The sequence below is a fragment of the uncultured Reyranella sp. genome (assembly GCF_945957355.1).
Classification (GTDB): domain Bacteria; phylum Pseudomonadota; class Alphaproteobacteria; order Reyranellales; family Reyranellaceae; genus Reyranella.
Genome location: NZ_CAMFKM010000011.1, coordinates 85411 through 98592 on the forward strand (window position 1 = coordinate 85411; position 13182 = coordinate 98592).

Consider the following 13182-nt stretch of genomic DNA (forward strand, 5'->3'; position numbering starts at 1 on the left):
GAATTTTTGCTGGCGGACAGGCCGCTTATCCTCCGATGTCGCCGCCGGCCCTGCCGCCGGCACCGGATCCCGTCCCGTCGCTGGCCGATCCGTCGGTGCGCGAGGCGCGGGAGGCGCAGAAGAAGCGTGCGGCCGCCATGGCGGGCTACGCCTCCACGATCACCACCGGCGGGCTCGGTCTCACCGGTGCCGCGTCGACCACCGCCTCGCGCGGCAAGACGATACTGGGGGCCTGAGCGATGGCCCACGATCCTGCCCTTCGCCGCCATCTCGACGCCCGCCTCAGCGTCCTGAAGCGCCAGCGCCAGTCCTGGGAGCCGGGCTGGCGCGAGCTATCGCGTTTCGTCAATCCGCGGCGTGGCCAGTTCTTCACGTCGCCCAACCAGGGCGGCCGCGGCGCGCAGGCCAATGCCGCCATCCTCGATCCCACGGCGCTCTTTGCGTTGCGCACCCTGGTGGCCGGGCTGATGTCGGGCGTCACCTCGCCGGCGCGCCCGTGGTTCCGCCTCTCGATTCCCGACCGTCGTGTGGCGTCACTCGCCCCGGTGAAGGTGTGGCTCGACGAGTGCGCCGAGCGCATGCGCATGGTGTTCAACGCCGGCAATCTCTATTCGGCCTTGCCGTCGATGTACGAGGAGCTTGGCCAGTTCGGTACCGGCTGTGCGATCGTCGAGTTCGACCGCGAGGACGTGATCCGCCTCTACACGCTGTCGACAGGCGAATACTGGCTGGGCCTCGACTGGCGCGGCCGGGTCGACACGCTGGCGCGCCGCTTCATGTACTCGTATCGCCAGATCGAGGAGCGCTGGCCTGGCCACGGCATTGCCGAGATCGCCGAGCGGGCGCGCGGCGACGAAGCCGATACCGAAATCGCGATCCTGCACATGATCGAGCCCAACACCGGCTTCGAGAAGGGCCGGCTCGACTCCGCGGGCAAGAAGTTCCGCTCGGTCTACTGGCGAGAGGGCGGTGGCCAGGCTGAAGGCGAGTTCATCCATTGCGGAGGCTATTCGCAATTCCCGGCGCTGACGCCCCGCTGGTCGCCGATCGGCAACGACGCCTACTCGAAGGGGCCTGGCCACGACGCGCTGCCCGACGTGAAGTCGCTGCAGATCCTGAAGAAGCGCGAGCACAACGCCGTCGACAAGCACGTGAACCCGCCGATGGGCGCGCATGTCAGCCTGCGCGGCTCGGCCTCGTCGGTGCTGCCCGGCGCCATCAACTACTTCACCACCCAGGAGAGGGGAGCGGGGATGTGGCCGCTCTACCAGACGGCTCCCGGCGCCATCGCCGAGGTCGAGCGTCTCGTTGCGCGGACCCAGGCCACAATCAAGTCGGCCTTCTTCGCGGACCTCTTCCTGATGCTCTCGGACATGGAAGGCGTGCAGCCGCGCAACCAGCTTGAGATCAGCGCGCGCCGCGAGGAGAAGATGCAGATGCTCGGGCCAGTGCTGGAGAACCTGCACGACGACCTGCTGCAGCCGCTGGTCCAGCGCACCTTCACGATCATGGCCGAAAACGGTCTCTTCACGAAGCCGCCGTCGGAGCTGCACGGCTATCCGCTCGATGTCGAGCTGATCTCGATCCTGGCGCAGGCGCAGAAGGCGGCTGACCTCGGCACGGTCGAGCGGCTCTGGGCCTTCGCCGGCAGTATCGCCGCCACCCGGCCCGAGGTGCTCGACAAGCTGAACGCCGACGAGAGCATCGACGTCTACGCCGACAAGCTCGGCGCGCCGGCCGCCATCACCCTGGCCGACGACGTGGTGGCAGAGGGTCGGGCCGCGCGAGCGCTGCAGGCCCAGGCGGCGCAGGCGTTGCAGATGGCAGGCGCCGTCGCCAAGGGCGCCAAGACCTTGAGTGAGACCGAGGTCGGCGGTGGCCGCAATGCCCTTCAAACCGTACTGGGAGTCTAGCGATGCACGATCCAAACGATGCGCGACAGGTCCGCGAAGCCGAGCGCCGGGATAAGCAGGCGCAGGAGCGCGTCGCCGACGATCTCTGCGCGGTCATGGCGACCGAGTTCGGCCGCCGCTTCGTGCACGGGCTGCTTGGCCTCTGTGACATCCGCAGCGACGGCTACGTGCCGGGCGGTCTCGAGGCCCAGCGTCACCAGGACTACCGGGCCGGGCGCCGCAGCATCGGCATCGAGCTGCTGGGCGAGCTCGAACGGCACGCGCCGGACATGACCGAGCTGATGAGTGCGGAAGCCCGCTTCAACGAGATCGAAACCGAATGGGCGGCCTGGGCCGCGGAGGAGCAGAACGATGGCTGACGCATTCGACCCGACGTCCCCAAAGCATGTCGTCGACGCGGAGGGATCTGGTCCCGCAAACTGGGCGGAGGCGCCGAGGACCGGGCCCGACAGCGTGCCGGCGGCGCCCGAAGACGGGGCGGAAGCGGCTGCCGACGCGCCGGCCGACTATTCCGGCCTTCGCCTTCCCGAAGGCTACCGCGCCGACGATCCGGTTTTCGGCGAAGCGATGAAGTTGTTCGGCGGTGAGAAGATCGCGCCGGAGACGGCGCAGAAGCTGATCGACTTCACCGTCGAGCGCGACAGGGAGATCGCGCGGGCGGTCAACGACCATGCCGCGTCTTCGTGGACGAAGCAGACGACCGAATGGCGCGCGACGTCCGAGAAGGAGTTCTCGCCCGAGGCGCTGGGCAATGCCCGCACCGCACTCGCCAAGGTCTTCGACCGCCAGACCATCGCCTACCTCGAAGGGCTGGGCTTCACCAACCATCCGGGGCTCATCCGCGGGATGGTGAAGGTTTCCCAGGCGATCAAGGACGACTCGTTCGTGGGCGGCAATGCCGGCCGCGGGACCGGCGCGATGGATCCCAAGGCTCTCTATCCCAACTCCCAGCACAACTAGGAACCAAGCTCTATGGCAACGCTCTCCGTGACCAATCCGACCCTGGCCGACTGGTCCAAGGTCATCGATCCCGACGGCAGCATCGCGCAGGTCATCCAGCTCCTGTCGCAGATGAACGAGATCACCGACGACATGGTGTGGAACGAAGGCAACCTGCCCACCGGCCATCGCACCAGCGTGCAGACCTCGCTGCCGAGCGGCACCTGGCGCCGTTTCAACGAGGGCATCGTGCCAACCAAGAGTACGAGCACGCAGATAACCGACTCCTGCGGCATGCTCGAGACCTATTCGGAGATCGACAAGGCGCTGGCCGACCTCAACGGCAACACGGCGGCCTATCGGCTGAGCGAGGATCGCGCTTTCCTCGAGGGCCTGACGCAGCAGCTCGCCGGCGTGCTGTTCTACGGCAACACGGCGACCAATCCCGAGCGCTTCATGGGGCTCGCGCCGCGCTACAACACGACCTCTACCTCGACGTCGCAGACGGCCAATAACTTCATTTCCGGCGGCGGCTCGGGCTCCGACAACACGTCGATCTGGCTGGTCGGCTGGGGCGACCTCACGGTGCACGGCATCTTCCCCAAGGGCAGCAAGGCCGGCCTGTCGATGAAGGATCTGGGCGAGCAGACGCTGCTCGATGCCGCCGGCAATCGCTACCAGGGCTATCGCACGCACTACAAGTGGGATGCAGGCCTGACCGTGCGCGATTGGCGCTACGTCGTGCGCATCGGCAACATCGACGTGTCGGACCTTGCGGGCTCGACCCCGGCTGACCTGGTCAAGCTGATGATGCGGGCGATGAACAAGATCCCCAACATCAAGATGTGCCGGCCGGCCTGGTACATGAACCGCACCACGAAGCAGTGGCTGGACATCCAGCGCAACCTCGGCGCCTCGGTCGCGGCCACCACCAACAACACTAATATCCGCCGCACGCTCGACGAGAGCGACGGCCGAATCTTCGACAGCTTCGGCGGCATCCCGATCCGCAAGTGCGATCAGATCACGCTGGCCGAAGCGACCGTGTCGTAAGCGGCGCTCAAGAAAAGGAACCCGTCATCATGATGTACGACAAGCTCAATACCTTCGGGACCGATCAGGCGGTCACTACAACGGCCGCCTCGACCGACATCATCGATCTCGGCGCGGCACGCGACATGGGCAACGGCGAGCCGCTCGAGTTGGTGGTCCTGGTCACGCAGAGCGTGACGGCAGCCGGCGCTGCGACGGTCACGTTCACGCTGGAGACCGACGACAATGCGGGCTTCTCCTCGCCTGTCGTGCTCGCGAGTTCAGGCACGATCGGCAAGGCCGCGCTCGCGGCCGGCACCGAGGTGCTGCGCGTGAAGCTGCCGCTCGATGCCGAACGCTACCTGCGCATCAACTACACGGTGGCGACCGGTCCGCTGACCGCGGGCACGTTCACCGCCTTCCTCGCCCACGACCGTCAGGCCAGCAGGGCCTACGCGTCGGGCTTCACCGTGAGCTGAACGGAGGCATCGTCATGGCCAAGAGTGAAAAGAGCGACAAGTCCGCCGAGTACGTCGTCGTCGACAATCCCTTCTACGACGGCGTCCAGCTCCATCCGATCGGCGCGCGCATCCTGTGGTCCGGCGCGCCGGGCCTCTCGCTGGTGCCGGTCGACGCCCCGCGCCGGCGCAGCGCGGGCGAGGCGCCGATCTTCGGCGATCCGCTGGCCGGTCGTGGCGACGGCACGCCGGTCAAAGCCGCCAAGCCGGGCGACCAGGTCGTCCTCGTCCAATGATCGTCGAGCGGTGATCGACGGGCAGTAAGCACGAAGGGGCCGGTCTCCCGGGCCGGCCCCGGCACCGCGAGGAGAAGTGTCATGGCACAAGATATCGCCTATCAGTCCGCCGCCCAGCGCGGCGCCGTCCCGGTCTCGGAGGCACGACCGCTCCCTGTCGTGCTGACCACCCTCACGGGGGCGGCACTCACCAGGTCGAGCGTCACAATGACCGGTGCCTCGGCGGAGCTGGTGCCGGCCGACGCCGCACGGCGCGTCGTCATCGTGAGTAGCGCGAAGGCCAACGGGGATGCCGCGTTCGATCCGACCGGCGGCACCTGCGCGCTCGACGCCGGCATTCCTCTTTCAGGCGGCGACACAGTGCAGATCACGGGCAAGGAGGCGCAAAGCGCCATGACCCAGATCGGCACCAACGGCCAGAAGCTCACCGTCTACGTCGGGACCTGAACATGACCATCGCCTTTCTCAACAGGGCGCGCGGCGGCAGCGCGAGAGCCTTCGATGCCGACGTGCTGGCGTGGCGCGACAAGGTCGTGACGAACGGTGGCTCCGTCTCCCTCGCGCGCCTGATCGTCGTCGACCAGTTCGTCTTCAGCGAGAAGACCGCGGGCCTCTGGGGGCTGACCGACGATTACCTGGGCTTCTGGGCGGAGAACGCGCTTCAGGCGCTAACGAGCCTGAAACAGCGTCGGCTGGCGACGGCGGTGAACTCCCCGTCCTTCACCGTGGACCGCGATTATACCTTCAACGGATCGACCAGCTATGCTGACACGGGCTTCGTGCCGGGCACCCATGCGCTGGCCATGAATACCAGCTCCGTGCATGCCGAGGTCTACGAACGCACGAACGTCAGTTCCGTGGCGTCCTCCCTTGGCGTCAACTCGGGATCCAACCAGGCGATCAGCGTCTTCCCGAGGAATGCCAGCTCCGTCCAGGTGGCGGCCAACGGCGTTGGCGCGATTTACACACTGAGCCCCCTGACGAGTGCGGGACTGACCCAGTTCGGCCGCAACGGCGGAACGGTGAACGACGTGTATGGCGCCAAGAACGGTGTCGACCTCGTGCAGACGTCTCCGCATACGGCGCTCGGTGCGTCCCTCCCGTCGCACAGTTTCTTCGTGGGTGGCGCCAACGCTTCCGGCGTCCTGTCGCAGCCCCGCGCTGCCTCTGTCGGATACGTCGCCTGGGGCGCGGCGCTCACCAGCGGCCAGCGACTCGTGCGCTACAACAACGTCCTGGCCTGGGCCACTTCCATAGGAGCGCAGGTCTGATGCCCATGTTCATTCTGCTCGGGCAGGAGGATCGCGACGCCGTCGCCGGTCCTTCCAGCCTCACGCCAGGCAGGGCCCTCGTGCCGGTCGAGCGCATGGCGGGCGTGTTCATCCTCGGCGCCGAGGTGTTAGACGATCCGGCGCACGCGCCGCATCGGACGTACCTCTCCATTTTGCCGCAGGTCGATGGCGAGGATCCGTCGTTTCCCGCGGCGATACCGCCGGTCGACGCATGAGCGGTACCGAGCACCCGAATGGCAATGATGCCAACGGCAAGAGCGGCCTTGGCGTCCAGGCCTATCGCTGGATCGTGGCGGGCGGTATGGCGCTGCTCGTCCTGCTCTCGCAGCGCACGCTTGCCACGCTCGACGACACGACCGCTGCCGTTCGCAGCCTGCAGGCCCAGGTCGCCGCCATGCAGGGCGCGACCGAGAGCCGGCTCAACGCCCATAGCCAGCGGCTCGACACGGCGGACCGTCGCAACGACGCGCAGGACGTGAAGATCGACGGCCTGTGGCAGCGGCTGTGGTCGCCCATTCCCACGACGAGGACGCCATGAGCCACGCTGCCAATTCCCTGCTGGTCACCTCGGAAAAGGGCCTCGACCTGATCAAGGTCTCGGAAGGGCTCGAAGCCGAGGCCTATCCCGACCCGGGCAACCGCGTGACCGGCGAGCCCTGGACGATCGGCTACGGCCACACGCGCGACGTCCGCCGCGGCGACACCTGCACCGAAGCGCAGGCCACCGACTGGCTGCGCGAGGATCTGCGGGCGGCCGAGCGCGCGGTGCGCCATCTTGTCGATGTTCCGCTGACGCAGATGCAGTTCGATGCGCTGGCGAGCTTCGTCTTCAACGTCGGGCCGGCGGCATTCGGCAACTCGACCTTGCTTCGGCTCATCAACGCCGGTGACGCGGCCGGCGCGGCCGGGCAGTTCAAGCGCTGGAACCGCGGCGCCGACGGCGTCCTGCCGGGCCTCGTCACCCGCCGCGCGGCCGAGCGAGATCTGTTCCTTTCACAGGAGGCCTAGATGCCCTTTCTTCCTCTGCTGCTCGGTCTGGCGCCGACCGTCGCCTCGTGGATCATGGGGGACAAGACCGGCGCCGCCGTCTCGAAGGTGACAGGCATCGCGCAGGAGATCCTGGGGACGTCCGACGCCGGCAGCATCGAGCGCGCGATTGCCGCCGATCCCAATCTGGCGCTGCAGTTCAGGATGGCGGTGATCCAGGCCGAGGCGGATGCCCGCCGGCAGGCGTTCGACACGCTGCAGGCCGAGCTTGCCGATGTGGCGAGCGCGCGCAGCCAGACGGTCGAACTCGCGAAGGCGGGCTCCGCCATCGCCTGGGGCGCCGTCGCCGTCAGCATGCTGGTGACCGCGGCGTTCATGGCCGCGCTGTGGTTCGTCGTCCGCCAGGAGATTCCGGCCGCCTCGCGCGAAATCGCCTACATCCTGCTGGGTACCCTGGGCGCCAAGTTCGGTGACATCGTCGCCTACTGGGTCGGCTCGAGCTCGGGCTCGGCGCAGAAGTCCGCGGCGCTCGAAAAAGCCGTCGTAGCGGGGGGAGGGCGCTAGATGCCGGGCGACACCGATATCGCCAACATGGCGCTGAGCCGGCTCGGCACGCGTGCCACCATCGCCGACCTTGCCGAGAGCAGCACCGAGGCCCGGCAAATCAATCTGTGGTACGCGACCGTGCGCGACGAGCTCCAGTCGCTGGTCGACTGGAATTTCAACCGTGTCTCGCAGGCGCTTGCCGCCTCGGGTACGCCGCCGGCGCGCTGGACGTCGAGCTACGCCTATCCGTCCGACTGCCTCAGGATGCGGCGGCTCGATTTCGGCGGTGCGAGCTGGGTCGCCGGCACGCCGGCGGCCGGCTTCGAGATCGCCTCCAGCGGCAGCGGGACCTTCCTCTACTGCAATGAGGACCAGGTATCGGCGGTCTATGCCCAGAGGGTGACCGACCCGGCGCGCTTCACGCCGGGCTTCATCCTGGCCTTCGTCGACTGCCTCGCGGCGTCGGTTGCGCACGCCATCACGCAGAAGGCGGATCTCGCCGAGCGACTCGCGCGCCGGGCGCAGGAACGCATCGAGCGTGCCATGGCCGACAGCGCCAACGAAGGCCTGGCGCCGGACGAGTTGGGGGCGTTGCCGCAAAGCCTCGTGGTACGCGGACTCGACGGGAACACGCCATGACCGCGCCGCTCGTCCTTCCGAGCTTCGCCGCCGGAGAGCTTTCGCCGGCGCTGCACGGTCGCGTCGATCTGGCGAAATACCAGGTCGGCCTCGCGACGTGCCTCAACTGGGCCATCCACCCGTTCGGCGGGGCCAGCACGCGGGCGGGCACGGCCTTCGTCGGGGCCGTCGTGGACGCGGCCAGCCGGTCGCGGCTCATCCCCTTCGCCTTCAACACCGAACAGACCTACGTGCTGGAGTTCGGCGACCAAAAGATGAGGGTCGTCAAGGAGGGTGGCTACGTCCTGGAAGGGGCGGTGATGATCACCGGCATCAGCCTGGCCAATCCGGGCGTCGTCACGACCTCCGGCGCGCATGGATACTCGACCGGCGACCGGGTGTTCCTCGACGGCATCGCCGGCAGGACGGCGCTCAACCGCCGCACCGTGACCGTGACCGCGATCGGCGCCAGTACCTTCTCGATCGGGATCGACACGTCGGGCTACGGCGCCTGGACCTCGGGAGGGACTGCGGCGCGGCTCTACACGCTGGCCACGCCCTATGCGACGGCAGACCTGCCGCAGCTGAAGTTTGTGCAGAGCGCCGACACGATGACGCTCACGCATCCGTCCCACGCCCCACGCAACCTGACCCGCACCGGCCATGCGGCGTGGTCGCTGACGACGATCACCTATGCGCCGACCCAGCAGCCGCCGACGGCGCTGGCCTCCACCTCGGCCGGGGCGGGCTTCGATTATGTCGTGACGGCGGTGTCGGAGGAGACCGGCGAGGAGAGTGTGGCGTCGGCCTCGGTGAGCGCCACGACGCAGACCTCGAAGATCACCTGGACCGATGCCGCCGGCGCCAACTCCTACAACGTCTACAAGGGCAAGAACGGCGTCTATGGCTTCATCGGCCGCTCGGGCGACGGTACGACGGGTTTCACCGACACGACGGTGGCGCCCGATACATCCGACACGCCGCCCGAGGACAAGAACCCGTTCGACGCGACGGACAAGTATCCCGGCTGCTCGACCTATCACGAGGGGCGGCAATGGTACGCCCGCACCAACCAGAAGCCGCAGACCCTGTGGTCGTCGGCCTCGGCTGCCTTCAACAACATGAACACCAGCTCGCCGTCCAAGGACAGCGACGCCATCACCCGTACCATCGCCAGCCGCGAGGTGAACGAGATCCGGCATCTGCTCAGCCTCAACGTGCTGCTGGTCTGGACCTCGGGCGCGGTGTGGAAGGCCTGGGCCGGCGCGCAGGCCGATGTGATGACGCCGGCCAATTGCGCGGTGAAGCCGCAGAGCTATGAGGGCGTGTCCGACGTGCCGCCGATCGGCACCGAGAGCAGCGCACTCTATGTGACGGCCTCGGGCAAGAAGGTGCGGGACGTGGCCTATGAGTTCACGTCCGACAGCTTCCAGGGGCGCAACCTCTCGATCCTGGCCGGGCACCTGTTCGAGGGGCTGACGATCGAGGAATGGGCCTATGCGCGCGATCCCGACGGCATCGTGTGGTGCGTCCGCTCCGACGGCGTCCTGCTGGGCTTCACCTACCTGAAGGAGCATGACGTCTACGCATGGTCCCGCCACGTGACCGATGGCTTCGTCGAGAGCGTTGCCACCGTGCAGGAGGGCAATGAGAGCATCCTGTACCTGTCGGTGCGGCGGACGGTGGGCGGGCAGACGGTGCGCTATGTCGAGCGCATGGCCAGCCGGGCCGCGGCGACGCCGAACTTCCTCTACGTCACGATCGCCAATGGCCTCATGACGACCGGCAGCACGCTCCTTGCGCCGGTCTACCAATGGGGCGGCACGCCCGGCGTCACCGCCGGCCAGTTTACCTTCAACATCGGCGAGATGCGTGGCTACCTCGGCAACGGCACGACCGCGCCGCAGATCAACCTGGTGATGGTGGGCGAGGCCGCAACCGACGGGACGGGCGTCATCAGCACGGTCGCGTATGCCTACAACGGCAAGTTTGCATCGGCCTTCACGGCGACGCTCCCTTCGACCGCAACATTCACCTCTGCCAGCCACAACATCGGGGTGAAGCCGAGGGTGGCGAAGTTCGTCATCGAGAACACGACAGCGCAGTATGGTTACGCGGTCGGCGATCAGATCACGGAAGGACATGTGTCGGTCTATTCGACGTCCTACGTGCCAGTGCCTGTTACCGCGACCACCAAGACGATTGGCATTCAGACCGGCGTCACCGCCGCATTCGCTATCATCGAGAGGACGAGTGGCAATATGCAGACGCTGACGAATTCCAGTTGGAAGTCCGCCTTCATCGCGGAGCGCGGCTGGTGATTGCCATGGTTGCCGCCACAGAGGTCGATGCGCGCGAGTTGGCGCCCTTGTTGCGAGAGGAGGACCGGCTGGAGGTGCTGGCCCTCGGGCTCGATCCGTTCCAAGGTCTGCTTCAGAGTCTTGCCGGCGCGCGGGAGGCCTGGACCTATCGTGCTGACGGGCAATTGGTCTGTATGGCCGGAATTTCGCCCCGTAGCCTGATTGGCCGGGCCGGCGTGCCTTGGCTGCTGGGTTCCGAGCTCGTGGTCCGGCATCGTCGGTTTTTCATGGTCGAGACACGCCGGGTGGTCGCCCATTGGCTGACTCAGTTCGACTCCCTGACCAACATCGTGGATGCCCGTTACGAGGCGGCAGTCCGCTGGCTCGGATGGCTTGGCTTCGAGGTCGGTGAGCCGTTCCCGCTGGCCAATGGCACGTTCCGTATCGTTCACAAGGAGGCAGCATGAAAGGCTTCTATCACCGCAACAGCTTCGCGGCCCTGAAGGTTCCGCAGCCCGTATGGGGCCCCGCGGCACTCGCCCTAACCGCGCTCAGCACGATCATGGGGGTGGTCGGCCAAGTCGGACAGCAGAATGCGCAGGCGCAGGCCGCCAGCGTCAACGCCGCGCAGGCCCGCTATCAAGCGCAGGTCACTGCCCAGAACCAGGCGCTGATGGAGCGGCAGGCGGCTGATGCGATGCAGCGCGGGTGGATCGCGGAAGAGAACCGGCGACGCCTGACGACCCACCAGATCGGCCAGCAGCAGGCCGGGCTCGCGGCGCAAGGCACCGACCTCGCAGGTAGTCCGACCGATATCCTGGGCGACACCGCCGCGGCCGGTGAGGTGGAGGCCCGGGCCGTGCGCTCGCAGGCGGAGCGGCAGGCCTACGAACATCAGATCGCCGGTGTTGGCTACGGCAATTCGGGTATCCTCTTAAGCAGCCGTGCGCTCAACTCAACGTACCAGCCAAACTATCTGGGCGCTGGCGCGTCTCTTCTGTCGGGCGCGTCGACCCTCGCCGAGAAGTGGCGGAACTTTCAGTTGAACAGCAGTCCGTAACGATCGTCGCCGGAACCGCCGGTCGAGGGCAAATCAAAGAATGCGCTCCGGGGATCGCCGCCCAGTCCCTTGGCATAGGGGAATGGCAAGAATATTGACCGGTATGGGCTGCGGTTGCTCGGGGTCGAATACGTAGTTCTGACAAACGAGGGGATCGCGGCCTGAGTTGTGAAGATAGGGGCGTTGGCTTTCGTGCAGTTCTTCGGAATCATTTTTGTCAAGCGCTCTGCGTGCGATTTCATCCATTTTGCATTCTAATAAGAGCGCCGGCGCGGACGCCTGAATATCCAGCATGGGCGAACAGTTTGGAAAAACTTAGCGAAGGCCATATCGTTCACTTCGGTTTAGACAAGGCCTGAAGCCTCTATCAACGCTTTGGCCGCACTGCTAGTTTCGCGCTATGTCTGGTCTTCACATCAACTACTCGCCAAGAATGACAGCAGCCCTCGTCGAGGCTGGCGCATTCAAGGAGCAGCCGTTTACGGTCGTGGATGTCGGCGCGCGTGGAGGGGTCGCCTCGTACTGGTCAGTCTTCGGGGATCGTTTACGCATCATAGGTTTCGATCTGGACCCTGAGGAATGCACGCGTCTCAATGCGATAGATCCCCGGACGCAGTACCTCCCCTACGCACTTGATCGACAGAGTGGTCGCCGAACCGTTTATGTCGCCAACTATGCTGCTTCGAGTTCCTTTTACCGCACCAATGCCACCTATTTCGATCGCTATACGGCAGGTCAGAATGCGGCCGTGTTGTCCGAGCCGACGCTGGAGACGACTACGCTTTCTGGAGCGCTGACATCCATCGGGCTTCACTCTGCGGACTTCATAAAGGTTGACGCCGAAGGTGCCGAACTCGAGATCCTGCAGGGGGCGCAAGATCTGCTGCCGAGTTTGCAGGGCATCCTATCCGAAGTGCGCTTTACAAAGAGATTTTGCGGCTGCCCTGAATTCTGGGAGGTCGAGAAGTATCTGCGGGACCAGTCATTTGAGCTCTACGATCTGGACGTCTATCGGCTGAGTAAGAAGGCCCTACCGTATCCATATCTGTACTCCAACTACTTCGATGACGGTCGCCCTGCTGCCGGTCCGTCAACGCAGGGACAAGTGCTTTGGGCCGATGCGCTCTACATGAGAGACCTGCTGGGCACGAAGCCGAACGGGCGGAGCCTGATCGTCGCTGCGTGTCTCTTTGAGATATTCGGGTTGAGCGATTGTGCCGCCGAATTAATCCTCGCGCATCGCGATACTTTCGCAGCATTGGTGTCGCCGGACGAACTGCTCGATCTCCTGGTGCCGGAGGTCAAGGGGCAACGCCTAACCTATAAACAATACATGGACCGCGATCTGGTGGGTGATCCCTTGCTGCGGCCTGCCGATGGCAGGCGTTTCCCAGAATCGGTGATTCCGCAATTTGATGGCGAGTTTCTCGCGCCCTGGGAGCCGCGGCCGCAGTCCATCTGGCAGCGCATACTTTCAGGATTCCGCAAGGGATAGCTGCTCTCGAGAACGGCGATGCCGTGGCCTGGCAGACCGTTGAAGAAGTCAGAGACAGGGCGGATAAACGAAACAAACGAAATAAACGAATGGAATGAAACGAATGTCTCACCCCCCCTGAATTCCGGGGCGTGGTGGCCGTTGGCGCACTAATATTGCTCGGTGGCGCTTCCGAAAGACCTATTCGAACCGCCTGCTGCGACTGCTTACTCTGGTTTGCCTAACCGTCATCCTGTGGATGACAGC

Annotated in this window: 19 protein-coding genes; 18 read left to right on the forward strand and 1 reads right to left on the reverse strand. The window is 65.8% G+C overall.

The genetic code is table 11. The features are described 5' to 3' along the window. Positions 1–35 precede the first annotated feature (35 nt). The 17 genes from Q0Q48_RS18400 (at position 36) to Q0Q48_RS18480 (ending at position 11441) form a co-directional block, all read left to right on the forward strand. Positions 36–236 carry a hypothetical protein gene (locus tag Q0Q48_RS18400; RefSeq protein ID WP_295140628.1) on the forward strand — a complete coding sequence of 67 codons (201 nt, stop codon included), beginning with the start codon at positions 36–38 and terminating at the stop codon, positions 234–236. A 3-nt stretch (positions 237–239) separates the two neighbouring features. Next, positions 240–1913, forward strand: a complete 1674-nt coding sequence (locus Q0Q48_RS18405; protein WP_295140631.1) for a portal protein — start codon at positions 240–242, stop codon at positions 1911–1913. A gap of 2 nt (positions 1914–1915) precedes the next feature. Further along, entirely contained in the window at positions 1916–2272 is a 357-nt protein-coding gene (locus Q0Q48_RS18410) for a hypothetical protein (protein WP_295140634.1), read from the forward strand. Continuing rightward, positions 2265–2873 (forward strand): hypothetical protein, encoded by a 609-nt coding sequence (locus Q0Q48_RS18415; RefSeq protein WP_295140636.1) that lies wholly within the window; start codon positions 2265–2267, stop codon positions 2871–2873. The genes Q0Q48_RS18410 and Q0Q48_RS18415 overlap by 8 nt, the downstream gene beginning before the upstream one ends. A 12-nt stretch (positions 2874–2885) precedes the next feature. Then, the gene (locus tag Q0Q48_RS18420) at positions 2886–3905 is read left to right on the forward strand and encodes a major capsid protein (protein ID WP_295140639.1); all 1020 of its coding nucleotides are present in this window, start codon (positions 2886–2888) and stop codon (positions 3903–3905) included. 29 nt (positions 3906–3934) lie between these two features. Beyond that, a complete protein-coding gene (locus Q0Q48_RS18425; RefSeq protein ID WP_295140642.1) occupies positions 3935–4363 on the forward strand; it encodes a Bbp16 family capsid cement protein in 429 nt (142 codons plus the stop codon). A gap of 14 nt (positions 4364–4377) precedes the next feature. Further along, a complete protein-coding gene (locus Q0Q48_RS18430) occupies positions 4378–4638 on the forward strand; it encodes a hypothetical protein (RefSeq protein WP_295140645.1) in 261 nt (86 codons plus the stop codon). Positions 4639–4719: 81 nt separating this feature from the next. Next, entirely contained in the window at positions 4720–5085 is a 366-nt protein-coding gene (locus tag Q0Q48_RS18435; protein WP_295140648.1) for a hypothetical protein, read from the forward strand. A gap of 2 nt (positions 5086–5087) precedes the next feature. Continuing rightward, positions 5088–5909 (forward strand): hypothetical protein, encoded by an 822-nt coding sequence (locus Q0Q48_RS18440; RefSeq protein WP_295140651.1) that lies wholly within the window; start codon positions 5088–5090, stop codon positions 5907–5909. 5 nt (positions 5910–5914) lie between these two features. Continuing rightward, entirely contained in the window at positions 5915–6145 is a 231-nt protein-coding gene (locus Q0Q48_RS18445; RefSeq protein WP_295140654.1) for a hypothetical protein, read from the forward strand. Next, positions 6142–6468 carry a hypothetical protein gene (locus Q0Q48_RS18450; RefSeq protein ID WP_295140656.1) on the forward strand — a complete coding sequence of 109 codons (327 nt, stop codon included), beginning with the start codon at positions 6142–6144 and terminating at the stop codon, positions 6466–6468. The genes Q0Q48_RS18445 and Q0Q48_RS18450 overlap by 4 nt, the downstream gene beginning before the upstream one ends. After that, positions 6465–6938 (forward strand): lysozyme, encoded by a 474-nt coding sequence (locus tag Q0Q48_RS18455; protein ID WP_295140659.1) that lies wholly within the window; start codon positions 6465–6467, stop codon positions 6936–6938. Before Q0Q48_RS18450 ends, Q0Q48_RS18455 begins: the two co-directional genes overlap by 4 nt. Continuing rightward, positions 6939–7481 (forward strand): hypothetical protein, encoded by a 543-nt coding sequence (locus tag Q0Q48_RS18460; protein ID WP_295140662.1) that lies wholly within the window; start codon positions 6939–6941, stop codon positions 7479–7481. Continuing rightward, positions 7482–8102, forward strand: a complete 621-nt coding sequence (locus tag Q0Q48_RS18465; protein ID WP_295140665.1) for a hypothetical protein — start codon at positions 7482–7484, stop codon at positions 8100–8102. Beyond that, a complete protein-coding gene (locus Q0Q48_RS18470) occupies positions 8099–10402 on the forward strand; it encodes a ubiquitin-activating E1 FCCH domain-containing protein (RefSeq protein ID WP_295140667.1) in 2304 nt (767 codons plus the stop codon). The genes Q0Q48_RS18465 and Q0Q48_RS18470 overlap by 4 nt, the downstream gene beginning before the upstream one ends. Further along, positions 10399–10848: a hypothetical protein gene (locus Q0Q48_RS18475; RefSeq protein WP_295140670.1), complete on the forward strand. Its 450-nt coding sequence runs from the start codon at positions 10399–10401 to the stop codon at positions 10846–10848. Before Q0Q48_RS18470 ends, Q0Q48_RS18475 begins: the two co-directional genes overlap by 4 nt. After that, complete coding sequence (locus Q0Q48_RS18480) at positions 10845–11441, forward strand: hypothetical protein (protein WP_295140674.1); 597 nt, start codon at positions 10845–10847, stop codon at positions 11439–11441. The genes Q0Q48_RS18475 and Q0Q48_RS18480 overlap by 4 nt, the downstream gene beginning before the upstream one ends. Positions 11442–11474: 33 nt before the next feature. Here the strand turns inward: Q0Q48_RS18480 and Q0Q48_RS18485 are convergent, their stop codons facing one another. Beyond that, positions 11475–11735, reverse strand: coding sequence for a hypothetical protein (locus tag Q0Q48_RS18485; protein ID WP_295140677.1), 261 nt, complete (start codon positions 11733–11735; stop codon positions 11475–11477). Between the two features lie 106 nt (positions 11736–11841). Here Q0Q48_RS18485 and Q0Q48_RS18490 point away from each other — a divergent pair, with 106 nt between their 5' ends. Then, the gene (locus Q0Q48_RS18490) at positions 11842–12936 is read left to right on the forward strand and encodes an FkbM family methyltransferase (protein ID WP_295140680.1); all 1095 of its coding nucleotides are present in this window, start codon (positions 11842–11844) and stop codon (positions 12934–12936) included. The last annotated feature ends 246 nt before the right edge of the window (positions 12937–13182 follow it).